21 protein-coding genes and 2 pseudogenes are annotated in these 26,674 nt (G+C 73.3%); 7 read left to right on the plus strand and 16 right to left on the minus strand.

Annotation, left to right across the window (positions count from 1 at the left end; genetic code table 11):
- The 7 genes and pseudogenes from BJF79_RS58215 to BJF79_RS02770 form a co-directional block, all read right to left on the minus strand.
- A partial coding sequence (locus BJF79_RS58215; protein WP_262401440.1) for a PfkB family carbohydrate kinase occupies positions 1–325 on the minus strand: 325 nt, incomplete at its 3' end.
- A gap of 144 nt (positions 326–469) precedes the next feature.
- Positions 470–850: a PfkB family carbohydrate kinase gene (locus tag BJF79_RS58220; protein ID WP_075894837.1), complete on the minus strand. Its 381-nt coding sequence runs from the start codon at positions 848–850 to the stop codon at positions 470–472.
- A gap of 20 nt (positions 851–870) precedes the next feature.
- On the minus strand, positions 871–2,820 hold the full coding sequence (locus BJF79_RS02750; RefSeq protein ID WP_075894838.1) for a substrate-binding domain-containing protein: 1,950 nt from the start codon (positions 2,818–2,820) through the stop codon (positions 871–873).
- 3 nt (positions 2,821–2,823) lie between these two features.
- Positions 2,824–4,321 (minus strand): annotated as a pseudogene (locus BJF79_RS02755) (sugar ABC transporter ATP-binding protein).
- Entirely contained in the window at positions 4,318–5,352 is a 1,035-nt protein-coding gene (locus BJF79_RS02760) for a LacI family DNA-binding transcriptional regulator (protein ID WP_075894839.1), read from the minus strand. Before BJF79_RS02760 ends, BJF79_RS02755 begins: the two are co-directional and overlap by 4 nt.
- 713 nt (positions 5,353–6,065) lie before the next feature.
- Positions 6,066–6,284 (minus strand): hypothetical protein, encoded by a 219-nt coding sequence (locus BJF79_RS02765; RefSeq protein ID WP_075894840.1) that lies wholly within the window; start codon positions 6,282–6,284, stop codon positions 6,066–6,068.
- A 56-nt stretch (positions 6,285–6,340) separates the two neighbouring features.
- Entirely contained in the window at positions 6,341–6,916 is a 576-nt protein-coding gene (locus BJF79_RS02770) for a hypothetical protein (protein ID WP_075894841.1), read from the minus strand.
- Positions 6,917–7,128: 212 nt separating this feature from the next.
- On the opposite strand from BJF79_RS02770, the gene BJF79_RS02775 reads away from it, so the two are divergent.
- Positions 7,129–7,452: a hypothetical protein gene (locus BJF79_RS02775; RefSeq protein ID WP_075894842.1), complete on the plus strand. Its 324-nt coding sequence runs from the start codon at positions 7,129–7,131 to the stop codon at positions 7,450–7,452.
- Here BJF79_RS02775 and BJF79_RS02780 read toward each other — a convergent pair whose 3' ends face one another.
- Together BJF79_RS02780 and BJF79_RS02785 are read right to left on the minus strand one after the other, a co-directional pair.
- The gene (locus BJF79_RS02780) at positions 7,453–8,265 is read right to left on the minus strand and encodes an aldo/keto reductase (RefSeq protein ID WP_075894843.1); all 813 of its coding nucleotides are present in this window, start codon (positions 8,263–8,265) and stop codon (positions 7,453–7,455) included.
- An 88-nt stretch (positions 8,266–8,353) separates the two neighbouring features.
- On the minus strand, positions 8,354–8,794 hold the full coding sequence (locus BJF79_RS02785; protein ID WP_262401441.1) for a MarR family winged helix-turn-helix transcriptional regulator: 441 nt from the start codon (positions 8,792–8,794) through the stop codon (positions 8,354–8,356).
- 93 nt (positions 8,795–8,887) lie between these two features.
- Between BJF79_RS02785 and BJF79_RS02790 the strand changes: the two genes are divergently transcribed.
- A complete protein-coding gene (locus tag BJF79_RS02790) occupies positions 8,888–9,238 on the plus strand; it encodes a DUF1801 domain-containing protein (protein WP_075894845.1) in 351 nt (116 codons plus the stop codon).
- Between the two features lie 40 nt (positions 9,239–9,278).
- On the opposite strand, the gene BJF79_RS02795 is transcribed toward BJF79_RS02790, so the two are convergent.
- The 6 genes from BJF79_RS02795 to BJF79_RS02820 all read right to left on the minus strand — a co-directional run bounded on the left by BJF79_RS02795 (position 9,279) and on the right by BJF79_RS02820 (position 21,432).
- Positions 9,279–12,410, minus strand: a complete 3,132-nt coding sequence (locus tag BJF79_RS02795) for a family 78 glycoside hydrolase catalytic domain (RefSeq protein WP_075894846.1) — start codon at positions 12,408–12,410, stop codon at positions 9,279–9,281.
- An 8-nt stretch (positions 12,411–12,418) separates the two neighbouring features.
- Positions 12,419–14,782 (minus strand): beta-L-arabinofuranosidase domain-containing protein, encoded by a 2,364-nt coding sequence (locus BJF79_RS02800; RefSeq protein ID WP_262401442.1) that lies wholly within the window; start codon positions 14,780–14,782, stop codon positions 12,419–12,421.
- 162 nt (positions 14,783–14,944) lie between these two features.
- Positions 14,945–17,023 (minus strand): MGH1-like glycoside hydrolase domain-containing protein, encoded by a 2,079-nt coding sequence (locus BJF79_RS02805; protein WP_075894847.1) that lies wholly within the window; start codon positions 17,021–17,023, stop codon positions 14,945–14,947.
- Between the two features lie 124 nt (positions 17,024–17,147).
- Positions 17,148–17,348 (minus strand): hypothetical protein, encoded by a 201-nt coding sequence (locus BJF79_RS58225; protein WP_075894848.1) that lies wholly within the window; start codon positions 17,346–17,348, stop codon positions 17,148–17,150.
- Complete coding sequence (locus BJF79_RS02815; protein ID WP_075894849.1) at positions 17,267–20,092, minus strand: glycosyl hydrolase; 2,826 nt, start codon at positions 20,090–20,092, stop codon at positions 17,267–17,269. Before BJF79_RS02815 ends, BJF79_RS58225 begins: the two co-directional genes overlap by 82 nt.
- 92 nt (positions 20,093–20,184) lie before the next feature.
- Positions 20,185–21,432 (minus strand): hypothetical protein, encoded by a 1,248-nt coding sequence (locus BJF79_RS02820; RefSeq protein WP_075894850.1) that lies wholly within the window; start codon positions 21,430–21,432, stop codon positions 20,185–20,187.
- A 316-nt stretch (positions 21,433–21,748) separates the two neighbouring features.
- Here BJF79_RS02820 and BJF79_RS02825 point away from each other — a divergent pair, with 316 nt between their 5' ends.
- Positions 21,749–22,303, plus strand: a complete 555-nt coding sequence (locus tag BJF79_RS02825) for a class E sortase (RefSeq protein WP_075894851.1) — start codon at positions 21,749–21,751, stop codon at positions 22,301–22,303.
- A 55-nt stretch (positions 22,304–22,358) separates the two neighbouring features.
- Positions 22,359–23,066: a hypothetical protein gene (locus tag BJF79_RS02830; RefSeq protein ID WP_075894852.1), complete on the plus strand. Its 708-nt coding sequence runs from the start codon at positions 22,359–22,361 to the stop codon at positions 23,064–23,066.
- Between the two features lie 21 nt (positions 23,067–23,087).
- Here the strand turns inward: BJF79_RS02830 and BJF79_RS02835 are convergent, their stop codons facing one another.
- Positions 23,088–23,909: an IclR family transcriptional regulator gene (locus BJF79_RS02835; protein WP_075894853.1), complete on the minus strand. Its 822-nt coding sequence runs from the start codon at positions 23,907–23,909 to the stop codon at positions 23,088–23,090.
- Positions 23,910–24,164: 255 nt separating this feature from the next.
- On the opposite strand from BJF79_RS02835, the pseudogene BJF79_RS02840 reads away from it, so the two are divergent.
- The 3 genes and pseudogenes from BJF79_RS02840 to BJF79_RS02850 all read left to right on the plus strand — a co-directional run bounded on the left by BJF79_RS02840 (position 24,165) and on the right by BJF79_RS02850 (position 26,632).
- Positions 24,165–24,562 (plus strand): annotated as a pseudogene (locus tag BJF79_RS02840) (flavin reductase family protein).
- Between the two features lie 121 nt (positions 24,563–24,683).
- Entirely contained in the window at positions 24,684–25,325 is a 642-nt protein-coding gene (locus tag BJF79_RS02845) for a hypothetical protein (protein WP_075894854.1), read from the plus strand.
- 23 nt (positions 25,326–25,348) lie between these two features.
- A complete protein-coding gene (locus BJF79_RS02850; RefSeq protein ID WP_075894855.1) occupies positions 25,349–26,632 on the plus strand; it encodes an acyl-CoA dehydrogenase family protein in 1,284 nt (427 codons plus the stop codon).
- Positions 26,633–26,674: the final 42 nt, after the last annotated feature.

Below are 26,674 nucleotides of genomic sequence, written 5' to 3' on the forward strand. Positions count from 1 at the left end.
GCGCGCCGGGCTTGGCGGACGGCGGCGGCGCCGCGCGGGCGGCGGCGGCGGCCGCGTCGCGCAGCGCGTCGCCGCGCGCCAGGCGCAGGCAGAGCGCGGCGGTGAACGCGTCGCCCGCCCCCGTGGTGTCCACGGCCTCGACCTTCGGCGACGGGACGTGCGCCGTGCCGGACCCGTCGGCGACCAGCACCCCGTCGGGGCCGAGGGTGACGACGACCGACCGGGGGCCGCGCTCCAGGAGCGCCGCTGCCGTCGCGGCGGTCGCCGCTCGCCGCCGCCGAGCAGGTACGCGGCCTCGTGCTCGTTGACGACGAGCGGGTCGCACAGCGCGAGCAGGTCGGCTGGGGACGGGCGCGGGCGCGACAGGTTCAGCACCACCCGGCCGCCCGCCGCGGCGGCGGTGCGGGCCGCGGCCTGCACCGCCGGGAGCGGCACCTCCAGCTGGAAGGACACGACGGCCGCGCCGCGATCATGTCGCGGCGGCGGCGACGTCGGCGGGGGTGAGCCGCGCGTTGGCCCCGGGCGACACGATGATGCTGTTGTCGCCGTCCGGTCCGACGGTGATCAGCGCGACGCCGTTCGGGCCGGGCGTCGTCGCCAGGTGGGCGAGGTCGACGCCGTCGGCGGCGAGCGCGTCGCGCAGCAGGCGGCCGTGGCCGTCGTCGCCGACCCGGCCGACGATCCCGGTGCGGCCGCCGAGCCGGGCGGCGGCGACCGCCTGGTTGGCGCCCTTGCCGCCCGGGTGGACGACCAGGTCGGAACCGAGGACGGTCTCCCCGGGCGCGGGCCGCCGGTCCACCCCGACCACCAGGTCGGCGTTGACCGAGCCGACGACGACGACTTCCCACATCACGGTGTCCCTCCGGGGGCTCAGTCGGTGACGAACTGCGAGGCGTTCTCGCGGGTGGCGATCTTGACCGGCACCGGCGCGTCGGCCGGGAGGTCCTCGCCGCCCGCCGCCTTGAGCGCGCTGTCCACGGCCATCTTGCCCAGCAGCGCGGGCTGCTGCGCGACGGACGCGTTCATCGTGCCGCCCTGCACCGCCTCGATCCCGGCCGGGGTCCCGTCGAACCCGACGACCTTGACGTCGTCGCCCGCGCGGTCGCCGAGCGCCTTGACCGCGCCGAGCGCCATCTCGTCGTTCTCGGCGAACACGCCGTCGATGTCCGGGTGCGACTGCAGCAGGTTCGTCATGACGTTCAGGCCCTTGGTGCGGTCGAAGTCCGCGGGCTGCTTGGCGACGACCTCGATGCCGGGGTGCTCGGCGATGCCCTCGGCGAAACCCTGCCCGCGTTCGCGGGAGGCCGACGCGCCGGGCTGGCCCTGCAAGATCACGATCTTGCCCTCGTCGCCGAGCAGCTCCGCCATCTCGTCGGCCGCGAGGCGGCCGCCCTCGACGTTGTCGGACGCGACGAGCTGCGCGACGTCCGCGCCGTTGACCGTCCGGTCGGCGGCGATCACCGGGATGTCCGCGCGGTTCGCGGCCTGCACGGCGGGCGCGGCGGCGTCGGAGTCCACCGGGTTGACGATGATCGCCTCCATGCCCTGGCTGACGTAGTTCTGCACCTGGTTGACCTGCTGGGACGCGTCGTTCTGCGCGTCCGAGACGGTCAGGTCCACGCCGCGCCGCTCCGCCTCGGCCTGCGCGCCGTCGCGGAACTGCACGAAGAACGGGTTGTTCAGGGTGGAGACCGACAGGCCGACCTTGGTGCCGCCCCCGGCGGCCCCGCCGCCGTTGCCGCCGGTCAGCGCCAGCCCGGCCGACAGCGCGACGATCACCGCGACGGCCGCGCCGCCGCCCGCCCAGAACGTCCGGGGACCGAACTTCACTCCCCGCCGCCGGACCGTGTCCAGCAGGACGGCGAGCGCGATCACCACGCCGATGACGACCTGCTGCCAGAACGCCGACACCGACAGCAGGTTCAGGCCGTTGCGCAGCACCGCGAGGATGAGGGCGCCGACGAGGGTGCCGAACGCCCGCCCCTTGCCGCCCGACAGGCTCGCGCCGCCGATGACGACGGCCGCGATCGCGTCCAGCTCGTACCCCTCGGCCGCCTGCGGCTGCGCGGACGCCAGCCGGGACGCCAGCACGATGCCCGCGACGGCCGCGAACGCGCCCGACAGGGCGTAGGTGACGAGCTTCTGCCGGTCGACGCGGATGCCCGACAGCCGCGCCGCCTCCTCGTTGCCGCCGATCGCGTACATCGCGCGGCCGCTGTAGGTGCGGGCGAGGATCAGCGCCGTCAGCAGCCCCATCACGATCATGACGAGGACGGGGACGGGCAGGTACTCGCCGATCGTGTCGCCGAGGTGGGTCACCGCGCCGGGGAACGCGATCGGGCTGCCGTCGGAGATGACCAGCGCCAGGCCCCGGGCGATGCCGAGCATCGCGAGCGTCGCGATGAACGGCGGCAGCTTCCCGTAGGTGATCAGCAGGCCGTTGACGAGCCCGGCCGCGATACCGGCCACGATCGCGAACAGCAGCGCGACCGGCCACGGCATGCCCTGTTCCGTCGCCGTCCAGGCCAGGACGACCGCCGACAGCGCGGCCACCGACCCGACCGACAGGTCGATCCCGGCGGTGACGATCACGAACGTGGAACCGAACGCCAGGATCGCGACGACCGCGGCCTGCACGCCCACGTTCAGCAGGTTCGTCACCGTCAGGAAGTCGTCGGAGGCGACGGCGAGGGCCAGCACCAGGATCACCAGGCCGGCCAGCGCACCGTTCTCGCCCAGCAGCCGCGCGGTCTTGCGCAGCGCGCCGCCGTCGCGGGCCGGGCCTCCCTCCGGCCGCTTGCGCAGGGTTTCAGTGGACATCTCTCATTCCTCCACGTCGTCGTGGCCGGACACGGCCAGCGCCATCACCGCGTCCTGTGTCGCCTCGCCGGCCGGCAGCTCGCCGGCGATCCCGCCCCGTGCCATCACGAGGATCCGGTCGCTCATCCCCAGCACCTCGGGCAGGTCGCTGGAGATCATCAGCACCGCGTGCCCGGACGCGGTGAGGTCGTTGACCAGCCGGTAGATCTCGACCTTCGCGCCGACGTCGATGCCGCGCGTCGGCTCGTCCAGGATCAGCACCTTCGCGTCGGCGAGCAGCCACTTGCCGATCACGACCTTCTGCTGGTTGCCGCCCGACAGCGTGCGGACCTCCTGCGCGAGACCGCTCATCCGCACGTTCAGCCGGCCCGCGATCTCGCCCGCGCCGCGCCGCTGCCCGGCCCGGTCCACGACGCCGCCGCGGGTCGCGCGGCCCAGCGTGACCAGGCCGAGGTTCTCCTGCACGTCCGCGCCCAGCACGAGGCCCTGCCCCTTGCGGTCCTCGGGGACGAGCCCGAGCCCGGCCTTCATCGCGGCCTGCACGTCCCCGGGCGGCAGCGCGCGCCCGTCCACCCGCACCTCGCCGCGTCCGGACGGTCCGCGCCGAACACCGCGCGGGCCACCTCGGTGCGGCCCGCGCCGACCAGCCCCGCCAGGCCGACGACCTCGCCCGCGCGGACCTCGAACGAGACGTCCCGGAAGACGCCCTCGCGGCCCAGGCCGCGCACCTCCAGCAGGGCCGGGCCCGGCTCGGTGCGCTCGCGCGGGTACTGCGCGTCGATGGAGCGGCCGACCATCAGCCGGACCAGCTCCTCCTCGGGTGTGTCGGCGGGCACCTCGGCGACCGAACGGCCGTCCCGCAGCACCGTCACCCGGTCGCCGATCCGCGGGATCTCCTCCAGATGGTGCGTGATGAAGATGATCGCCACGCCCTCCTCCCGGAGCCGCGCCACGATCTCGAACAGCCGGTCGACCTCGCCCGTCGTCAGGACGGCCGTCGGCTCGTCCATGATCAGGACGCGGGCGTCCAGGCCGAGCGCCTTCGCGATCTCCACCATCTGGCTGCGGGCGATGCCGAGCCCCGCCATCCGGTCGGACGGCTCGGCCGCGACGCCCACCCGCGCCAGCAGGTCGCGGCGGCCGCGTTCATCGCGCGCCGGTCGACGAGGCCGAACCGGCGCGGCGGCCGTCCGAGGAACAGGTTCTCCGCGACCGTCAGCTCGGGGACGAGGTTGAACTCCTGGTAGATCGTCGCGATGCCGAGCGCCTCGGCGTCCTGCGCCGACCGGATCCGCACCTCGCGGCCGTCCACCTCGATCGTCCCCTCGTCGGGACGGTGCGCGCCGGACAGCGCCTTGATCAGCGTGCTCTTCCCGGCGCCGTTCTCGCCGAGCAGCACGTGCACCTCGCCGGGGCGCAGCGCGAAGTCCACGCCGTCCAGCGCCACCACGCCCGGGAACGACTTGCGCAGGCCCCGGACGCGCAGGATTTCCTCGGTCACAGCGGGCGCCTCCCTTCGGTCTCGTCGGAACCCTGTTCGGCCGGCTCGCCGCACGAACGGCGCACCACCAGCCGCGCGTCCAGCACCACCGGCTCCACCGGACGGCCGTCGATGCGGTCCAGCAGCGCGCGCACCGCGCGGCGGCCGAGCGCCTGCACCGGCTGGCCGATCGCGGTGATCGGCGGGTCGAGATGGGTGAACCAGGGGACGTCGTCGTAGGACGCCAGCGCGACGTCCCCCGGGATCGCGAGGCCCCGCGCGCGGATCTCGTCCAGCGCGCCGAGGGCCATCAGGTTGTCCCCCGCGAAGATCGCCTCGGGGGGTTCGGGCAGGTCGAGCAGCCGCGCGGCGCCCGCCCGTCCGCTGGCCGCCTGGAAGTCGCCCGCCTGCACGTACTCGGGGCGGACGGGCAGGCCGTGCGCGCGCAGCGCGGCGGTGAACGCCTCCGTGCGCTCCCGGCCGGTCGACAGCAGCGCCGGGCCGGACACGAACGCGATCCGGCGGCGGCCGAGGCCCGCCAGGTGCGCGACCAGCTCCCCGATCGCGGCCGTCCCGTCGGCCCGCACCGTGGGGACGTCCAGGCCCGGGAGCGTCCGGTCGAGGAACACCAGCGGGCCGCCGTCGCCGACGACGTCGCGGACGAGCGGCGTGACCTCCGCCGTCGGGCACAGCAGCAGCCCGTCCACCCGCTGTTCGAGCAGGGTCCGGACGTAGTGGTCCTGCCGCTCGGGCCGCTCGTCGGCGTTGCCGATCACCACCGAGTACCCGGCGCCGCGCGCCTCGTCCTCGACCGCGCGCGCCAGCTCGGTGAAGAACGGGTTGAGGATGTCGCCGATGACCAGCCCGATCGTCCGCGTGGTGTCGGTGCGCAGCGAGCGCGCAACCGCGTTCGGCCGGTACCCCAGCTCCGCGACCGCCGCCAGCACCCGCGCGCGCGTCTCCGGCGTCACCCGGGCGCTCTCGTTCAGCACCCGCGAGACGGTCGCGACCGACACGCCCGCACGGCGCGCGACGTCCTTGACGCCGGCCATCCCGCCTCCCCCGCGATCATCCGTGTAATCGTTTTCAAGCTCGTCTTGTAAACGTTTACACGACACACCCCATTCCCCGCAACCGCACCGCCCCCCGCCCCCACCAAACCGAACGACCGAACACCCCCACAAACCCGGAACGAGCGCTTCCCCCAGGCGGCCGTACCACCACAACCCCCAACCCCCGTACAGAACAACCGCACGCCCCCCACGCCGGGACGGACGGCCTCCGGCGGCAGCGGCGGCCCGAATGACGACCGTGCACCCCCACAAACCCGGGACAGACGGCGACGCGGGCACGAACAACGACCGCAGGCCCGCGCCGCGACGGACGCGGTCAGAGGGCGCGGAGCCCATCGAGCACCTCCCACGCATCCGCGCGCGCGGGACAGACGCCCCCGGCGGCGGCGCGCCCCGAATGACGACCGCACACCCCGCACCCGGGCCGGACGGCGGCGCCGGGCGCGAACGATGACCGGACGGCTCCGCGCGCGGGCGGGACGCCTCCGGTGGCGGCGCGGCCCCGGATGACGACAGCACTCCCCCGCACACCCGGGACGCAGCGGCGCGGGCGCGAATGACGACCGGACGGCTCCGCGCGTGGGTGGGCGCCTTTGGCGGTGGCGCGGGCCTTAATGATGGCTGGACGGCTCGCGCCGGGGCGGCCCTCCCCCGGGCGGCCGTAGCGAGCTCTGCGAGCGTAGGCCGACCGGTCAGCGCAGGTGGAGTTCCGACAGGTCTACGTCTGCCGACAGTTCGGCGACCGTCGCGTAGTAGCCGCGGCCCAGCAGGGCTCCGCCCCTGGTCACCAGGAGGGCCGTGTCGCCCCGCACTCCCCTGAACTCCGCCCACATGCGGTGCGGACCCGACAGCCGGACGGCCGATACCTGCAGTCCGCCGGGGCCCACCCAGCTCGAACGCTCATCCCCCATACACGGAACGTTACGATCGAGCACTTTCCGTGGTCGCGGGCGGGTGGGGCGGACGGTCAGCCGGTGTAGAGGCGGGGGCCGCAGGTGTCGGCGGGGAGCGTGTCGATCGCGCGGACGTCGTGCGGGTCGAAGGTCAGCGTCCGGCGTCCGTTCCCGACGACGACCGTGTCCGGGCCCGCGAAGCGGGCGGGTTCGATGGTCGCGCCGCCTCCGGTGTCGAGGTTGTCGCACCCGAGGAAGGTGCGCTTGGCGAAGAAGCCGCGGCCGCGCTCGATGTACAGGGCGGTCACCGGGTCGATGATGTTCGAGGTGTCGTGGACGACCAGGCGGAAGCGGCCGTCGGCGGACACGTCGACGACGCGCGTGGCCCGGGCGCCGGGTTCGTCGAAAACGGCGGCGAGGACGGCGAGGTGCACGACGATGATCGCCATCAGGGCGAGGAGGAAGGAGCCGATCGCCCCGAGCGCGTTCTTCCGCGCGGAGGCGATGGCGAGGACGACGATGCCGACCACCAGCATGCTCGTCCAGAGCCAGTACAGGCCGTCCATGCCGATCCAGCGGAACGGGTTCCACAGGGCCGCGCCGGCGATGCACGCGAGGAGGACGCCGGCGGCGATGCGCGTACGTCTCATCCGCACCTCCGATCGGTGGTTTGGACACCGCGGGGGCGCGGGAGGTTCCGAGGGCGCCGCACCCGGCCGGAACCGGACGGGGGCGGGGCGCGTCGGAGGGGTGTTCCGGAGGAGGGTCATGGTCGGGGGCAGGATCGCGGGCCTGGCGCTCGCGGCGCTGGCGTCGCGGGTGCGGCACGGCGGCGGGCGGTCCGGGCGGCGGCGACCGGACGGTGCGGGTCGGCGAGGAGTTCGCGCTCGCGCCCGGGGACTCGGCACGGCTTGCCGACGGGTTCGCGGTGCGGTTCACCGGGGTGAGCGAGGACGGGCGGTGCCCGCGCGAGGTGCAGTGCGTGTGGGAGGGCGACGCGACGGTGACCGTGGAGGTCACCGCCGCGGGTGCGTCGCCCGTCACGCAGGAGCTGCACACCAGCCGCCGGTTCGCCGCGAAGACGACGGTGGGCGGGCACGTGGTCGCGCTGGTGGGCCTGGCCCCCGCGGCGCGGCGGGGCGAGGTGCCCGCCGCGGAGTACCGGGCCCGGCTGACGATCGGGTGATCAGGCGCCGGCGGCGAAGGTGGCGGGGTCGGGGCCGACGCGGGTGCCCTGGTCCAGCTCGCCGATCCGCTTCATGTCGTCGGCGGTCAGCTCGAAACCGAACACGTCGATGTTCTCGGCGATGCGGGACGGCGTCACCGACTTCGGGATGACGACGTTCCCGAGCTGCAGGCTCCAGCGGAGCGCGACCTGCGCGGGCGTGCGGCCGTGGGCGCGGCCGATCTCGGCGAGCGCCGGGTCGTTCAGCAGGCCCTTGCCCTGGCCGAGCGGCGACCACGCCTCGGTGCGGATGCCGTGTTCGGCGTGCAGCGCGCGCAGGCCCGCCTGCTGCAGGTACGGGTGCAGCTCGATCTGGTTGATGGCCGGGACGACGTCCGTCTCGGCCAGGACGTGCCGGAGGGTCTCGACGGTGAAGTTCGAGACGCCGATCGAGCGGGCGCGTCCGTCCCGCTGCAGTTCCTCCAGGGCGCGCCAGGTTTCGAGGTACGTCCCGTTCTGCGGCATCGGCCAATGGATCAGGTACAGGTCGACGTAGTCGAGTCCGAGGCGTTCGAGGCTCGCGTCGAAGGCGCGCAGGGTCTTGTCGCGGCCGTGGTCGCTGTTCCACAGCTTCGTCGTGACGAACAGTTCGTCGCGGGGGACGTCGCGCAGGGCGCGTCCGGTGCCGCGCTCGTTCTGGTAGACGGCGGCGGTGTCGATGCTGCGGTAGCCGTGCTGCAGCGCGGTCGTCACGGCCCGTTCGGCCTCGTCGTCGGGTACCTGGAAGACCCCGAAGCCGAGCTGCGGCATGGCGCGGCCGTCGATGAGGTCCATGTTCGGTACGGTCACTGTTCCGTCCCCCCTCTGGCGGTGCACGTGCGGTTTCGTTCGTGCCCGGTGGAATGCGGCTGAATCCGGGTGATCACGATACGGGCCGGTCGCGCTGGGCGCGGACGACGTCCTGGAAGGCGTCCTTGAACGCGGCGTAGCGGTCGGCGCCGAGGCGTTCGCGGTGGCGGTGCTCGATGTCGGCGAGGATGGCGCGGGCCTTGGTGATCTCGTCGAGGCCGTGCTCGGTGGGGACGACGCGCTTGGCGCGGCGGTCGCCCGGGTCGGGCTCGCGGCGGACGTAGCCGAGCGCGGCGAGCTCGTCGACGATCGTGCCGATGATCTGCTTGTGCTGGCCGGTGCGCGCGGCGAGTTCCGTCGCGCGCGCGCCGTCCCGGCCGAGGAAGGCCAGGACGGACCCGTGCCGCGGGCGCACGTCGGGGTGTCCCTGTTCGGCGAGCCGCTCGAACAGTTCGTCTTGCAGCGCCCGCATCAGCTGCCCGGCCAGCATGCCCAAGTCGGGACCTCCGTTCACGGATCCTCCAATATAGTCACGAACCTTGACGATCAATATTCGTGATTGTATCGTGAGGTCACCCGAGAACGCACCCCCGAAGGGACCGGCACCATGGGCAGCACGGACGTGGACGTCTACATCGACACCAAGCTCGACCCGAAGCACCGCGAGACCGTCGGCGCCCTGCGCGCCCTCATGGCCGACGCCGCACCGGACGCCGCCGAATGCCTCACCTACGGGTCGCCCGCCTGGCGCGGCACGAAGATCCTCGCGGTGATCAGCCCGAGCAAGACGCACCTGACGTTCGCCTTCGAGCGGGGCGCGGAGTTCACGGACGCCCACGGCCTGCTGCAGGGCGTCGGCAAGCGGACCCGGCACGTCAAGATCAAGACGGCCGCCGACATCGACGCGACGGCCCTGCGCGACTACATCGCCCAGGCCGTCGCGCTCGACGGGGCGTGAGGGACCGCCCCCGGGCCGGTCCCGGCCCGGGGGCGGCCGGTCAGGCGCGGCCGTGGAACGTGTGGTTCCCGGAACCGACCGTCACGGGCGCGTCCGCACCGGGGACGCGCACCTCGGCGGTGCTGCCCGCGGGCACGGTCACCTTGAGGGTGACGCGGCCGTGCTCCAGCGTCCACGACGAGCGGACCTCGCCGTACGGGGTCTCCCGCGTCGCGGACGCGCTCGTCAGATCGCCCACGACGGACGGGGCGATCAGCACCTTGCGGTAGCCCGCGGACCCCTCGGCCTGCCGGATCCCGGCCAGGTGGCCGGTGAACCAGGCGTCGATCGCGCCGAGCATGAAGTGGTTCTGCGACTGGCCGCTGCCGCCGTCCCACGTCTCGCCGAGCGCGGTGTTGCCGTTGACGACCTGGTAGCCGTAGCTGGGGCTGTCGGTCTGCGTGGCGATCTTGTACAGGACGTCGTCGGGCAGGACGCGCAGCGCGGACGGCAGCGAGATCTCGCCGAGGACGAGGTTCCAGCCCTTCTCCTCGATCGAGGAGATCAGGTGGTCGAGCAGCCGCTGCCGCTGGTCGTCCGGGACGGCGCCCATGTCGAGCGCGATCGCCTCCGCGCCGTGCCCGCCGCCGCCGAACGTCCCCGTCTCGGGGTCGTACAGCGCGTCCGACAGGGCCTCGGCGCTGAGGTCGGCCTTGGCGCGGAACGCGGCGGCCTCGTCCTTCTCGCCGAGCGTGTCGGCGATCTTGGCGAGGGTGTTGTTGAGGCTCCACCAGCCGAACGTGCCGGAGGCGAGCTTCGGGAACGTCCGGTCGGGGCTGAACCAGTCGCCGAGCGTGTAGTCGGTCAGCCCGTTCTCGACGCGGCCCTCGATGTGCGCGGCGTACTTCTTCATCTGCGGGTAGTACGTGCGCATCGTCTCGACGTCGCCGTACTCCTGGTACAGCTGCCACGGGACGTGGACGAACGCGCCGCCCCAGTTCGAGTCGTCGCGGTAGGAGCCCGCCATGACCGTGTAGTCCGGGACGGTCGAGGGGATGAGGCCCGTCTCGGTCTGGGCGTCCGCCATGTCCTGGACGACCTTGCGGAGATGGGCGTGCACGTCGTAGTTCGCGGCGAGGGTCGGGCCGACGAGGTGGTTCTGCTCCAGCCAGCCGAGCTTCTCGCGGCTCGGGCAGTCGGTGAAGACCGACATCATGTTGCCCTCGACCGCGCGGCGGATCAGCCCGTGGATGTCGTTGATCAGCCCGTTGGACGAGCGGAACGAGCCGCTGGAGTCGTTGTCGGCGTGCAGCACCTGGCCCTTGACGCGGATCGTCGCGCCCTCGGGTAGCCCCTGCACCTCCAGGTAGCGGAAGCCGTGGTAGACGAACCGCGGGTGCCAGGTCTCCGGACGGGACGAGCGGGTGGTGTACTCGTCCCAGATCGGCGCGCCGACGTTGCTCATCGACTGGTTGACGCGGCCGTCCTTCAGCCCCTCGGCGGGCAGGATCCGCACGGACGTCCCGGCGGGCGCGTCGATCGTGATCTCGGGGCGGCCGGCGATGTTGCGGCCGACGTCGAACACCTTGTAGCCGTCGCCGGAGCCGACCTCGCGGCCCGCCAGTTCGTCGATGACGCGGACCGGCTCGGACATCCGCCCGGCGAGCGGGCCGGGCGCCGCCACCTGGACGGCGTCCTCCCAGCCCTCGCGGGACGCGCCGGGGCGGTCCCAGCCGGGACGTTCGAGGCGGGCGTCGTGGTCCTCGCCGCCGTACCAGTTCGAGAACGTGACCGGGCCCCGGACGGTCTTCCAGCTCCCGTCGCTGACGATCCGCCGCACCGACCCGTCCCGGAGGGTCACCTCAAGCTGGGCGATCATCTTCGGGTCGCTGACGGTGTTGGCGAACTTGCGGTACCGGTCGGGCGTGGAGATCACGTTGGAGATGCCGTTGCCGAGCTCGACGCCGATGGTGTTGCCGCCGGAGCGCAGCATCTTCGTCACGTCGTAGGTGGCGTACTGGACGCGCGCGGCGAAGTCGGTGTTCGCCGGTTCCAGCTCGGCGTCGCCGATGCGGCGCCCGTTCAGGCTGGCCTCGTAGACGCCGAGGCCCGCGATGTAGAGCCGGGCGTCGCGGACGCCGCGCGGCAGGCTGAAGTCCTTCGCGAAGATCGGCATGGCCTCCGGAATGATCGCCTCCGGCGCCTCCTGGCCTTCGACCTCCTTGCGGGTGGTGAACGGGCCGTCGGCGGCGTCGGACGTGGCGACGGAGAAGTCGACCGGCGTGTGCGGGACCTTGCCGCCCTCGGCCGGCCGATCGGTGCGCGGCCACAGGACGACCTGGTCGAACCCCTTCGCCTCCCGCAGGTCGACGGTGAGCGTCAGCGGCTCGTCGGAGATGTCGGCGGAGTCGTGCGCGGAGCTGCGCCAGCCCGCCTTCTCCTGGTTCGTGGTGTTCGTCTCGTCGGTCAGGTACCGCGTCATCCACTTGCGGTTGACGTCCCCGCCCTCGTCGGACACGGTGACGGTCCGGCCCTTCGCGAGGTTCGTGCCCGGGTCGTCCGAATCGCGGACCTCCAGTTCGGCGAGCGCCAGCCGGTAGGCGTCGCCGTCGAGGGTCTCCTCCAGCGGCAGGCCCAGCTCCGTCACGTTCAGCCGGACGTACTGCGCGGTGGTGTCCGGGAGCTCCACCACGATCGGGGTGGGCTCCTTGTCCTTGATCTGCCAGTCGTCCTCGGTGATCCAGCGGCCCTGCCAGTCGGTTTGCGAGGTCAAGCCGGTCTCAAACCAGGACGGCGACGACCAGCCGGACGGCCGCCCGCCCGTCCAGGCGCGGACGCGCCAGTACACCCGGGTGCGGCTGCCGATCTTCTTCCCGGCGTAGTCGGCCTGCGGGAACGCCGACTCCACGCGGCCGGAGTCCCACAGGTCGGGACGCCCGCGGCGCAGCGCCTTCTCGCTGGTCGCGGCCTGGATCTGGTAGGCGGACTGGACGACGTTCCGGCCGCCGCGCAGCTGCCAGGCGAGCGGCGGGGTGGTGTCGTCGATGCCGAGGGCCTCGTTGAGGTGGAACGCCTCCAGGCCGGTGGGACGGGCGCCGCCCGCGGCCTCGGCGGGCGTGGCGACGAGCGCCAGCGGAAGCGTGACGGTGATCGCGGCGGCGGCGAGGCCGCGCAGTCTCTTCTTGTGAGGCAAGGGGGCTCCTACTTCGACTCGGCCAGCGCCGAGATCTGCGATGCCGTCAGGACGTGGTCGTAGAGGCGGAAACCGGACACGGCGCCGTGCATGTGGGGGCGGCGCGTGTCCTGCTGGTCGCCGAGAAAGTTGCCGGTCGTGGCGCCGATCGCGAGCGGGCTCATGATCAGGTCGTCGTTGCGGGCCGCCTCGGCGCCGTCGATGTACAGGACGGCCGAGCCGTTCCCGGCCGTGACCGCGACGTGCGTCCAGGCGCCGGTGGGCAGGGCGGGGGCGTCGGCGACGTCCTCGCCCTCCATGCCGGTCACCCGCATCTGGAACCGCGACTTGCCGGAACCGTTGCGGGCGGTGAGCGCGAAGTACGTCTCCCGGTTGAAGCCGAGGTCGAAGACCCGCACGTTGTTGACGAGCGAGTCCAGCCGGACGCGCAGCACGACCGTCAGCGCGTCCAGCCCGCCGAGCAGGCCGGGCGGGAGCAGGACGTGCCCGCCTTCGCCGTCGAGGACGACCGAGCCGCCGTCGTCCGCCCACGCCGCCCCGGCGGCGAGCGCCGCGTCCGGCCAGCGGCCGGTGGCGTCGGCGAGGCTGCGGCCGCCGAGCGGGAAGTGCGCCAGCAGCCGCTCGCCGCGGTGGTGCGCGGGCGTCAGCCAGTAGACGTTGTACCGCTCGTGCTGGACGTCGCCGAACGGCTTCAGCTCGACCGCGGCGCCGTCCGCCTCCGCACGGTAGTGCAGCGGGCGGCGGCGGTCGGCGCGCAGCGAGCGCGGGTCGATCGCCGGGAAGGTGTTGAGCGCCCGGTCGCCGTACCGTCCGGCCAGGACGACCGGGCCGACGGTGACGGCCGCGACGTTCGGGTTGTCGGGGGCCTTGCGCCACACCGGCGCCATCGGCGTCGACAGTTCGACGACGTCGCCGCGGCGCCAGTGCCGTTCGATCTCGGCGTACGAACCGGGACGGACCCGGACCGGCACGGCCCGCCCGTTCACCCGGACGCGCGGGTGGTGCCCGCGCGCGCCCAGCCAGCCGGGGATCCGGAGCTTGAGGGTGAAGCGGGACGAGCCGCTCGTGACGGTGAGGCGCGTCCGGTCGGTGTAGGGGTAGCCGGTCTCCTGCTTGAGGCCGATGCCCTGTTCCTTCCACGTCAGTTCCGACGGGATGAACAGGTTGACGTACAGCTCGTCCTTCGTGTGGAAGTAGATGCTGTCGGCGAACTTCGTGTGCGTCTCCATGGCGGTGCCGTGGTCGCAGGAGAAGTTGTCGTAGTCGCTGCTGTAGCTGCCTGGTGCCGACCCCAGGCCGCCCTTGGGCTGACGCTGCGAACCGGGGAACAGGCCCGTGTAGTACGTGACGAACCCGTGCTCGGAGTCGGGGTCCTGCTGGCCGAGCATCTGGTTCAGCAGCGTCCACTCGTAGTAGTCCATGTACGCGGACTCGCCGGGGTCGTCCAGGAACAGCAGCCGCGACAGCTTCAGCATGTTGTAGCTGTTGCAGTTCTCGCAGGTGTCCGAGCCGAGCCGGGTGGCGATCTGGTCCGGCGGGCAGAACAGCTCGTTGTTGCTGTTGCCGCCGATCACGTACGAGTGGTGGTGGACGACCGTGTCCCAGAAGAACGTCGCGATGTCGCGATAGCGGGCGTCGCCGGTCGCGGCGTACTCGCGCATCGCGCCGACGATCTTCGGGATCTGGGTGTTGGCGTGGTACCCGTCGAGGGCGTCGCGGCGCTCGGCGAGCGGGCCGTAGATCTCCTCGTGGTCGAAGCGCCGGGCCGTCCGCAGGTGGGCGGGGTCGCCGGTGACCTCGTGGAGGGCGGTCAGCACCTCGTTCATGCCGCCGAACTCCACCCGCAGGATCTGCTGCATCCGCTCGTACGGCAGCGCCCCGTTGCGCGCCTCCGCCCACGCCGCCATGCCGGTGACGACGGAGAGGGCCTGCTCGTTGCCGCTGAGTGTGTACTGGTCGAGCAGGCCCGCCATGATCTTGTGGATCGTGTAGTAGGGCGCCCACGGGTGGCCGCCGGACTCCAGGTCCGCGAACACCGACTCGGGGAACGCCGACAGGTAACCGGCGGTGGACCCGGCCGACGCGGCCGCTTCCTGGCATTTCGCGAGTTCCGCGACGATGTACCGGCCCTTGGCGGCGAACGCGCCGTCGCCGGTGTTCGCGTGCGCCTGCGCGAGGCCCGACAGCAGGTGGCCGGTCGAGTGCCCGCGCAGCAGGACGTCCGGCGCCTCCCACCCGCCGCACGGTTCGGCGGACGACGGCAGCCCCGCGTTCGTCCGGAACGTGTGCAGCAGCCGGTCGGCGTCGACGAACTTCAGGTACGCGCACGTCCGCGCCATGTTCGCGCGGAACGGGCCGTCGAGGAGGGACACGGCGGACAGGGGGAAGGGGGTGAGGGCCTTCCCCCTCGGGTGCGTGCCGGGTGCCCGGGCCCGCGCCGCCGTCGGCGTGCGCCGGCGCGGCCGGGAGGGCGAGTGCGGTGGCGGTGGCACCCGCCGTGCCGATGAAGGCACGGCGGGTGAACGGACCGGGCGTCATGCCCGCTTGCTCCGGATGCGGTGGTCGCCGCGCAGGCCCTCGACGTACACGTACGTCCCGTCGGACGAGACGCCGCGGGTGCGGGCCTTCCGGCCGTCCCACACGACGCGGCCGTCGACGCGGACCTCGATGCGTTCGCCGAACGTCGGCACACCGACGCGTCCGGTCGCACCGCGCGGCGCGTCCAGGCGGGCGGTGAACGTGCCGTGCTTGGTCACGTTCCAGGACGCCTCGACCTCCCCGGCCGTCGTCGTGATGCTGCCCCGCGCGAACGACAGGTCGGCGGTGTGCGGGACGAAGTCGAACGAGCGGCCGCCGACGCCGGTCGGCTTCAGCCCGAGGACGTTGAAGGTGAGCGCCGGGGTCGGGCCGGTCGCCCACGCGTGCGCGAGGGACACGTACGAGCTGCAGTGCACGCAGCCGTCCTCAAGGTTGCGGAACGACTCCCAGAAGGTGCTCTTGGTGCCCTCGGGGTGGTTCAGCATGTAGCCCCACTGGCGCCGGATGATGTCGACGCCCGCCTGGTCGGCGGCGGGGTTCCCGGCGTTGAAGTGGGCGTTGACCTCCATCGACCCGGAGAAGACGCCCGGGTTGCCCTTGTTCTCAGGCGCGGTGGAGGAGATCGACGTCCAGTTCGTCTTCAGGTACTCGCTGATGCGCTTCGCCTTGGCGTCGCCCGCGAGCCCGTACCAGACGGCGACGGAGTTGCCCGCCTGCGGATGGATGTCGGAGTCGGGGTAGAAGCGGTAGGCGCCCGCCTCCTCGTCCCACAGGTGCGTGTCGATCGCCTCGCGGATCGCTTCCGCGCGCTCGGCGTAGGAGCGGGCGAGGCTCCGGTCGCCCTGCGCCTCGGCCATCTGCGAGCCGGTGTCCAGGACGCGCCACATCAGCGCGTTCGCGATGAGGTTCTCGCCCTTGGACAGGATCCGGACCGAGTCGCTCGTGCCGGTGATGTAGACGAGGCCCTTGTCCTGGATCTTGGCCGAGATGAAGTCGACGGCCTCCTTGTAGTCGCCCCAGACCGTCGACAGCCAGCGCCGGTCGCCGGTGTGCAGGTAGTGGTCCCACGTCGCCGCGAGAGTCCACAGGTGGTAGGTGTCCGAGCCGTACTTGTCGAGCTGTGGGCCCGCGTACGGCAGCTCACCGGTGTCGCGCTGGTGCCGGTAGACGGTCGTGAGGGCGTTCTCGGCCGACTCGGTGTCGTCGAACGCCGCGTACGCCGCGGGGACCTCGATGCCGAGGTCGCCCGGCCAGACCGTCCGGTCGCGCTTGGCGCCGTCCACGAGGATCGTGTCGCCGACGCCGACCGTCGCGCTGTTGTCCCACAGCTCCGACGGCGGCTCCCAGACCCGGCCGCGCTTCGGCGAGATCGTGTTGAGCTGGACGGTGTACGCACCGGCGTACCAGATGCGGTTGAGCAGGTCGTCGGACGAGTAGAAGTAGTTCGCGTAGTCCGACGGGTCCTTCATCTCCGGGGCCGCGGTGAACTGCAGGGACACCTTGTCGAGCTCGACCGTCCCCGCCGACTGCAGGAAGATCGTCAGGTAGCGGAAGCCGCCCCGCAGGTACTGGTCCGGCGTGGTGTAGGACGTGCGGCCGTCCACGTCGACGGTGAGGGCGCCGTCGCGGGAGCGGGGGCCGCCGGTGGACGCGTCGCTCGTCGTGTCGACGTACTTGGACGACTCGGCGAACGCGAGCCCGACCTTCTGGGCGCCGTCCGAACCGGCGAAGTGCAGGCTCGTGAACCCGCCGACCTCCTTGCCGAAGTCGAGCGTGATCGACGAACCCTCGCCGCTGAGCGTCGTCCGCCGGCCCTGCAGGACCGCCTCGGCGTCGTGCACGGCGCCGGTCGTGCGGAAGACCGACACCGGGCGGACCGTCCGGGACGCCGACGGCGACAGGATGTACTTCTCCCACGGGCGGGCGCCGTGCCCGTTGCCGTTACCGTTCCCGGGGCCGTTCCCGTTGCCGTTTCCGGGGGCGGCCAAGGCCGTCCCCTGGGCCGCCACCAGGGCGGACAGGCCGAGGGCGACGGCGGCCGCCCCGCGGCGGCGCCTGGATACGCTGGAGTGCATGGATTCCTCGCTATTCCGGTCTTGAACAGGACGGGGATGAGGGATTCGGCGTGCGGGAGGGCGGGGCAACGCCCTCCCGCACATGTGTTTCCGGTCGGCGGGTGCGTGATCGGCGGGTGCGCGATCAGCGGGTGCGGACGGCCTCCTCGGCGTAGGGGACGAGACGGACCGGGCCGATCAGGCCGTAGTCCTGCCGGGACGCGGGCCCGTAGACGTCGGGGTCGGAGACGCGCAGCCGGTTGTTCAGCGTCGTCGCGACCTCGACCTCGATCGTGTTGCGGCCGCGCCGCAGGTACGGGCCGACGTCGACCTTCGGGACGAGCACGCTGACGGCGGGCAGCCGCCGCCCGTTGACCGTGACGCGGCAGGTGTCGAACACCTCGCCGAGGTCGAGGACCGCGCCGTCGCCGCCGTCCCGGCCGCCGTCCCACTCGACGGTGGTCGTGTAGGTGCCGATGCCCGACACGTCCGCCAGCTCGGGGATCTGCGGCCACGGCTTGAGGGCGTCGAGCCGCAGGTCGTGCCGCTCGACGCGTCCGGCGTCATGTCCTCGACCGTGAGCCGCCAGGAGGCGAGGTCGATCGCCTCCGGGACGCGGCGGATGTCGGTCTTGACCGTCCGTCCGTCCGGCAGGGTCGTCGCGTAGGTCCCGGCGGCGGTGGCGCGGGCGATCAGCCGGTTGCGCTCGACGCGCAGTTCGGCGTCCGACGCCGTCGCGTGCGGCGCGTTGCCGCCGCGGCCCAGCATGATCACGGTCGCCTCGCCGGGCTGCAGCGCGACCCGCAGGGTGATCCTGTCGCCGTCCTCGGCGTAGACGGCGACGCGCTCCTGCTCGCCCGTCCACAGATCCAGCCGGTACGGGACGGCCTTGCGTTCCGAGCGGGTGAAGGAGACCTCGTGGTCGATGAACTCGACCGGGGGCTTCACGCGGTCGGCGTGCTTGCCGTTGACCAGGTAGAAGTAGTCGGCGTGGCGGTCCTCGCGGTGCGCGACGAGGAGCGTGGAGCTCTCCGCGTACGACACCGCCGGGGTCAGGCCGAGGTCGGCCAGCGCGCCCGGGACGTCCTCCTCGGCGGCCACGACGCGGACGCGCGGCTGCGCGAACACGTCCTTCAGGACGGCCCGCAGCTTCGCGTTCTCGCCGTCGCGCTCCAGGCCGGGGACGGTCGCCGCCGACCAGTCGCCGAGGAACACCAGCGGCAGCCCGGCCTTCGTCAGCTTCAGCATCGTGCGCGCGGTGTCCAGCGGGAGGGTGCACTCCTTGCCGGCGAACCGGTCGCCCTCCACGAACAGCACCTTGTAGGCGGGGCCGTCCGGGGCGAGGCGGCCGCCGCGCACGGTCGCCGAGCGCAGGTCCAGCAGCGGCGCGCTGACGAACTGGTGCGTCCAGCCGAGCGGGATGCCGAACTTGGTGAACCAGCCCGCGCCGATGCCGGTCTTGGTGTAGCCCTTCTGCCGGAAGACGGCCACGTCGATGCGGCTCGTGCCGGTGCGCATCGTGTGGTGGATCCGTGCCATGTAGGCGGCGACGTCCGGGACGTGCCGCCAGGTCGGCTGGCGCGGCCCCCACGACTCGGAGTAGCCGATGTTTCCGTCGTACGGGGTGAACCCGGCGAAACCGGGCCACTTCGCGCCGGGCGCGGTCGCGTAGGAGAAGCCGTGCAGGACCGTCTGGTTCAGCCCGGCCGCGTAGGCGCCGCCCATGGTGAGCAGCAGCTTCTCCCACGTGGTGTTGTAGGCGCCGCCCTGGTACGCGCCCGCCTCGCAGGACAGCACCTCGCGGCCCCCCATGTCGCGGCCGCCCGCGAGGGCCCGGTAGTCGTCCAGGTTCTTGAACCCGAGCGACTCCCCCTCGGGGACGTCCAGGATCGCCGCCGCCCGCATCGAGTCGGTCTCCAGCCCGTACGGCTGCGCCCGGTACTCCAGCCCGATCGAGTGCGCCCACTTCGCGATCGCCTCGAAGTGGTTCTCGGCGAACAGGTCGGAGATCGTCAGCCAGAAGTCGTGCCGGACGTGCGAGGTCGTCGCGGAGTCGTAGGTGTAGATCGTGTCCTCGTCGTGCCGCACGATCACCGGGAGGTACGGCATCAGGTCGTAGCCGCGCCGCTTGCGGAACTCCTCGGGCAGGCCCGGCGTCCAGTTGAGGGCGTCGGTCTCCAGCTCGATGGAGTCCTCGAACAGCGTCCACCCGGCCTGCCTGATCAGCTTGCGCAGGCGTGGGGTGAGGAGCTTGGCCTCCCAGAACGCGGTGACCGCGCGCGTCCCGGCCTTGCTGAAGTGGTCGACGACCGTGCTCGGCGGGTCGGTGTGCGGGCCGGACTCGGGCCGCTGCCCGCTGCCGCGCCGCCAGTACGACAGCAGCACCCAGTCGCCGTCCGACGGCGCCGTCCAGGTGAGGCGGCCGTTCGCGGCCTTCGAGGTGAGGTCCTGGAAGGACGCGTGCGCGAGGCCGGTCTCCTTGCGGGTGTCGTTCGCCGGGTCGAGCCGGACGGCGTGCACCGCGACCAGGTGCCGCTTGGTGACGTCGTCCGCCGGTTCCGCGACCGGCTCGGGGACGGCGCCGTCGTGCGTCGCGCCCGCCCGCACCGTCGCCGCGCCGTACGCGAGCTCCTGCACGGCGGCCTCGTCGTCCGGCGTGATCGACGGGACGGCCGCAGGCCACGCCGGGCCCATCGTCAGGTCGACCGTGATGCCGCGCCGCCGCGCCTGGTCGAGGGCCGCCTCGACGGCCTCGTTCCACGCGTCGGTGCCCCAGCCGTGCTTCTTCGGGTCGAGCAGCGACTTGTCGTCGATGCTGTGGTGCAGCGCGACGATCTCCGCGCCGCCGAACCCGGCGTCGGCCATCTGGTCGATCTCCCGGCGGATCTCGGCCGGGTCGACGTGCGCGTCCGGCCACCACCAGCGGAACCGGGGCCGGACGGCGGCGGCCGGGCGGGCGAACCCGCCGTGCCCGCCGCCGGGCCCGTGGCCCGGCTTGGGCCGCGGCCAGCGCGGCGGTCTCCTCCCCCGAGCGCGGGCGCCGCCGCCGCCGCGACGGCGGCGGTCCGACGTCGGAGACTCATCGATCACCTCGGGGCGGCCGGACGGCCGGGGTCAGGACAGCGCGAGCGTGAGGACGGCGGTGTAGCGGCCCGCGCCCGTCGTCGGGGGGACGGTGAGGCTCAGGCCGGCCCCGGCGGTGAAGGTGCCGCCGGTGGTCTGCCCGGAGCCGTCGGGCGCGCTGCATAGCGTGGCGGCCGTGGTGGTGTCGAGCGGGCCCGCGCTGCCGGGCACGACGGCGCGGATCCGGGCTCGGCGGTGCAGGACGGCGTCCAGGTGAGGTTCCCGGCCGGGATCTTCGTCCCGGCGGCGGAACCGAAGTCGGTGAGGGTGCCGGTGAGCGACCATCCGGTGGTGCCGCCGCGCGCGTCGATGACCTCGACGCGCTTGAGCGAGCCCGTCGTCGTCTGCCGCGAGCCGTTCAGCGTGACGGGCGCGAGGTCCACCTCGCCGGGCTCCCGGGACATGGTGAGCGGTCCGCCGTGCACGGTCAGGTTGATCTTCTGCTCGCCGCACGTGTCGGCGGGTTCGGTGTCGCACTCGCCGGTGGGCGGGGGCGTCGTGCCGGTGACCGTGAGCGGCACGCGGGCGCGCACCGTTCCCTGGGCGAGCACGATGCTGCGGGCGCCGACGGCGGCGTCCCCGGCGACGGTCGCGGAGCCGGTCAGCGCGCCGGACGCGTCGGCGGACGCGGTCGCGCCGGTCAGGTCGTCCGGTTCGCAGGCGGCGCCCGTCTCGTCGCACAGCGCCACCTCGACCGGGCCGGGCCGCCAGCCGGTGCCGGTGAGGGCGATGTCCCCGCCCTGGACGACGCTGGGCGGGCTGACCGACGCGGCGGGGCCGCGCTCGCCGACGTCGATCGTGGCGAGGACCGGGGGCGTGCCCTGGGGCGTGCAGGTGATGGCGGCCTCCGCGCCGGCGTCGGCGACGATCGTCAGCTCGCCGGGCGCGATCTTCACCTCGCCCGCGGCGGTGAGCGCGGCCTCGCCGGACACGGTGCCGATCGGCACCTCGCCGTAGGGCGGGATCGGCCCGCTCCGTTCGGGGGCCTCGATCGGCACCGAGCCCGTCTGCGCGCCCGAGAGGGTGAGCGCGCCGGACGTCTTCCAGGACTCGACCGGAAGCGGCGCGACGCCCGGCAGGGCGGAGAAGTCGGCCTCGACCGCGACCCGGTCGCCGACCCCGGCGGAGGCGGGCGCGGTGACCGTCACGGTCGCGTCGTACTCGAACTGGGTGCTGAAGATCTGGCATCGGTAGGAGACCTGGCCGGTCGCCGCCTGCGCGGTCCCCGCCGCGAGGGGCGAGACCGTGGCCGCGCTCGCGGCGGTGACGACCGCCGCTCCGCGCAGGGCCGAACGCGCGCTTCTCATCGTGTGTCGCCATCCCTCCTACTCCGTTTCCGCTATGGAAACAGAGTTTCGCAAGGTGGACATAGCGAAACCAGTCGGTGCCCGTGCTGTCAAGGGGGCGGGCGCGACTGACGGCAGAATCGTTTCACGATGGGAATCGCCGTTTCCCCCTCGACGGGTTACGGTTCGAGGCCATGCGCACCGTGCTGCGGACCCTGGCGGAGCTGTCGATGACGGCCGGCGTCCTGCTCGCCATGTTCGTCGCCTACCTGTCGTGGGGAACCGGCGGGTACACCCACCGGCAGCAGAGCGACCTGCAGGACGAGCTGGAGCGGCGGTGGACCGCGACGCGGGCCCGCGAACTCTCGGACGCGCGGCGGCGACGGCGCGGACGCCGAGCCCGTCGCGGCGTCCGGGCCCGCCGGGGCCGCCGAACCCGTCGCGGGCGGCGCGTTCGGCGCGGATCCGCGTCCCCGCGTTCGGCCCGTCGTACCGGTACACGGTGGTCGAGGGCGTGGGCGTCGCGGACCTGCGCAAGGGACCGGGCCACTATCCGGGGTCGGCCGGGCCCGGGAAGGTCGGCAACATGGCGATCGCCGGTCACCGCACCACCTACGGCGGGCCGTTCGAGCGCAACGGCGAACTGGAGCGCGGCGACGAGATCCTCGTCGACACCGCGACGACGACCTATGTCTACACGGTGACGAAGCACATCGTCGTCCGGCCGAGCCGGACCGACGTGGTCGCGCCCGTGCCGGGCAAGCCCGGCGCCGCGCCCCGGAAGGCGATGCTCACGCTCACGACCTGCCATCCGAAGTTCTCCGCCGCCTACCGGCTGGTGGTCTTCGCCGAGCTGGCGGACCGGGACCCGCGCCCGGCGGGCGGCCGATAGCCGTGTTACCGTTTCGAAGAACGAAACAGCGTTTCCTAAGCTGAGGAGGACGGTCGTGGGAGCGCACGCGCACGGCTGGTGGATCCTGCTGCACCTGGTCCTCTTCGTCTTCTGGCTCGGCGGCGACCTCGGGGTGTTCTACTCCAGCCGGTACGTGCTCCGGCCCGACCTCGCCCCGGCCGCGCGCGCGACGGCGCTCAACGTGATGAGCGGGCTCGATCTCGGCCCGAAGATCTGCCTGGTGCTGTTCCTGCCGAGCGGGGTGACGCTGATGGCGCTGGAGCCGCACGGCGCCGAACTGTTCGGCGCGCCCGCGTTCGGCTGGTGGCGGGTCCTGCTCGTGTGGCTGTTCGCCGCGGCCTGGCTCGCCGCCACGATCGCCGACCACCGGACGCACGGCCGTTTCCCCTGGGTGCGCCGCGCCGACTGGACGGTCCGCGTCGGGCTGATCGCCGCGCTCGCCGCGACGGCGGCCTACACGCTGCTCGCCGACCGCCCGTTCGGCGTCACCACCGATCCGCGCTGGCTCGGCGGCAAGGTCGCCCTCTACACCGCGGCCATCGCCTGCGGGCTCGGCATCCGGCTCACCCTGCGCCCGTTCGGGCCCGCCTTCGCCGCCCTGATGGGCGGCGGCGCCACCGCGGCGACCGAGCGCACGCTGCGGCGGGCGGTGGACGGCTGCCTGCCGTACGTGTTCGGCATCTGGGCCTCGGTCCTGGCCGCCGCCGCCCTCGGCGTGCTCAAGCCCGGCGCCGATCTGTGACCTGATGCCGGCGCGCGGGCGTCAGCCGCGGTGGCCGAGCTCCCCGGAGATGCGGGCCGCCGACTCCACCAGCGGCGGCGTGCACTCGCCCATCCGCGCCTTGAACCGGCTCAGCGGCCCGGCGACGCTCAGCGCCGCGATCACCCGGCCGTCGTGGTCGAAGATCGGCGCGGCGACCGAGGCGGTCCCCTCCTGGCGTTCGCCCAGGGACGACGCGTGGCCGCGCTTGCGGATGCCCGCCAGCTCCTTGCGCAGGCGCTCCTCGTCGACGATCGTCCGGCCGGTGAGGGCGTCCAGCCCGTGCCGTCCGATCAGCGCGCCGACCTCGGCGTCGTCGAGGAACGCCAGGATCACCTTGGACGAGCTGCCCGCGTGCAGCGGGTAGGGGATGCCGAGGCTGACCTCCACCCGGAGCTCGTGCTGGGGGACGACCTGGTCGACGTACAACCGGGTGTCGCCCCGGCGGATCGACAGCGTGGCGGTCTCCCCCACCTCCCCGGCGAGGCGGCGCAGCTCGGGGGCGGCCAGCGCGCGCAGGTCCATCCGGGCGAGGTAGGCGCGGCCGAGCGCGACCGCGCCGTGCCCGAGGGCGTACCGGCGGGTCACCGGGTCGACCGTGATCAGGTCGCGGCTGCGCAGCGCGGTCAGGATGCGGTGCACGGCGGCCTTGGTCAGCCCCAGCTCGGAGGCGATCTCGGTCACCCCGAGATCGGCCCGGCCGCTGCGCCCGAACAGCAGCAGGACGTCCATCGCGCGCTCGACGGCCGCGATCGACCGGCTCTGCCCCTCGCCCTCCTCTGCGGAGGACGCTGGAACGCTCGACGAGGAAGCGGCACGCGCCACTGCGAATCCTTCCGACGGAACGGGGTCGGACCCAGTCTAGGTCATGCCGTTTCCCGTACGGAAACGCTCGGAACCCCCAGGGCGTTGACACCCGCTCCGCCATCTCGTTACCGTGAGCGGTACAGTGTTTCCTGAAGCGAAACGAAGGGCAGCGATGCCGTGACGGTCGACGCACAGACCTTCCGCACGGTGCTGGCGCAGTGGCCGACCGGTGTCGCGGTGGTCACGACCACCGCCGAGGGCGGCCGGCACGGCATGACCGCCGGCTCGTTCGGCAGCGTCAGCCTCGATCCGCCGCTGGTCATGGTCTGCCTGGCCAAGGACATCCACACGCACGCGCTGATCGAGCGCAGCGGCGTCTTCGCCGTCAGCTCCTCGGCAAGGACCAGGCGCACATCGGGCACCGGTTCGCCGGCCGCGAACCCGGCGACCGGTTCGCGGGCGCCTCCTGGGCGGACGCGCCCACCGGCGCGCCCGTCCTGCGGGAGGCGCTCGCCTGGCTGGACTGCCGGGTCGCGCACGCGTACCCGGGCGGCGACCACACCATCTTCGTGGGCGAGGTGCTGACCGCCGAGACCTCGCGCCGCACCTCGCCGCTGCTGTTCCACTCGCGCGCCTGGGGCCAGCTGGCGACCCGCTGCCGGACGAGATGACGATCGCCGACACCGGGCTCGCCGCCGCGCTGCACCGCAGGCTCCGCGCGTCCGGCACCGCGCCCGCCCGCGCGACGCGCGCCGGGGTCCGCGGGCTGCTGGACTCCGTGAGCGCGGCGGCGTGCGGCTGCGGACGCCCGCGCCGCTCGTCGCCGCGCTCGGCGAGGCGCCCTGCGACGGCCCCCTCCCGTCCTGGTCGACGCTCGTGGAGGACGCGGCGGCCCTGGCGGAGATACCGCGCGGCGCCGCGGTCACGGCCGAGATCGTGGACGGGCCGGGCGCGCCCCGCCTGATCGCGGCGGCGCGGGACCGGGACCTCGCCGTGGTCGGACGGGTGAGCGACGGCTTCGCGCCCGCGCGGACGCGCGAGGTGCTCGCCGCCGTGGACCGGCTGGTCGCCGCCGGATGCGCCGAGATCGCCGTCGACGAGGGCCCCGGGGCCGCCTCGCCGCTGCTGCTGCGCAACCTGCTTCAGGACGTGGTGGCGCGGGCCCGGCCGGTGCCCGTCCGGGTGCGGCTGCGCGAGGCGTACGGGCTCGGCATGGCGAACGTGCTGACCGCGCTGAAGAGCGGCGTGCGGCACTTCGACGTGACGCTCGGCGGCATCGACGGGGGGCTGTGCGCGGAGGACGTGCTGTTCCTGGCGTCCCGGCTCGGCGTCGCCACCCCGGCCGACCGGGGCGCCCTCGTGGCCGCCGCAACGGACCTGGAAGCGATCTGGGGTTCGGCCCTCCCGGGCCGCACCTACCGGACCGCGTCCTGACCTCCTGAAAGGGGACCACAGCGATGACCCAGCCGACGAGACCGACCGGCGAACGGCTCGTGGAGAACCTGTCCGCCGCCGAACGCGAGCGGGCCGAGCGGGTCGAGGCGGTCCTGCCCCGGCTGCGCGAGGCCGCCGCGGCCGCCGACGCCGCGGGCGACTTCCCGTCCGGGCACGTGGGGCTGCTCCGCGACGCGGGACTGCTCGGCCTGGTCGTGCCGGTCGAGCACGGGGGCCTGGGCGGCGGGCTGCGCGACCTGGCCGCCGCCACCTACGCGATGGGCACCGCGTGCCCGTCCACCGCGCTGTCGTTCTTCTTCCACAACACCAGCGCGTCCCGGGGCCTGCTGCCGCTGGAGGCGGTGGAGGCCGGGCTGTTCAGCGGGGACGACGAGGTGAAGCCCGTGCGGGCGTTCGCCGAGAAGCTGCTGGGCCGGATGGCCGCCGGGACGTGGATGGCCAACTTCGCCAGCGAGGAGGTCAAGAGCTCCTCCGCCAACATCGCGATCGCCACGACCGCGTCCCCGGCCGAGGGCGGCTGGCGCCTCAACGGCGTGAAGTCGTTCGGCTGCGCCACCGGCGTCGCCGACACCTACCTGGTGACGGCCCGGCTGGAGGGCACCGCGGACGCCGACGGGCTCGCGCTGTTCCTGGTGCCGCGCGAGGCGCCCGGCGTCGTCTCGCGCGCGCCGTGGAACGGGCTCGGGATGCGCGCGTCCAACAACCACGGGGTGGAGCTCACCGACGTGTTCGTCCCGGCGGACGAGGCGCTCACCGTGCCCGGCGCGTTCGTGCGGATGCTGCGGATGAGCCGGGGCAGCTTCGTCGGCAACCAGCTCGCCATCGCGTCCTGCTACGTGGGCGCGGCGCAGAACGTGTACGACTTCGCCGTCGAGCGGCTCACCCGCCGGACGTTCGCCGACACCGGCCGTCCGATCGCCTCCTCCCCGATGCACCAGGTGATCATCGGGGACATGACGGAGCGGCTGGAGACGGCCTACCTGTGGATCCGCCGCCAGCTGGAACTGGAGACCTCCGAGCCGCCGCTGCTGCCCAAGCCCGACGTCTACCGCCAGTGGCGGATCGCCAAGGGCGACGTGTCCGAGGCGTGCTTCCAGGTCGCGCTGGGCGCGTTCAAGGCGTGCGGCACCTCGGCGGCCACGATGGACGGCGTCATCGGGCGCGGCCTGCGCGACCTCGCGATGGGGCTGGTGATGACGTTCCCCGCCGAGCGGGGGCGGCTCGAAGCGGCGCAGGTCGTCACCGAGAACAAGGAGAACGAGTTGTTCGCGAGCGTGCCCGAGTGACCTCCCCCGAAGACCTCCTGCCGGGCTCCCCGCATCGTGACC

Source organism: Actinomadura sp. CNU-125, from assembly GCF_001942465.1.
Classification (GTDB): Bacteria; Actinomycetota; Actinomycetes; order Streptosporangiales; family Streptosporangiaceae; genus Spirillospora.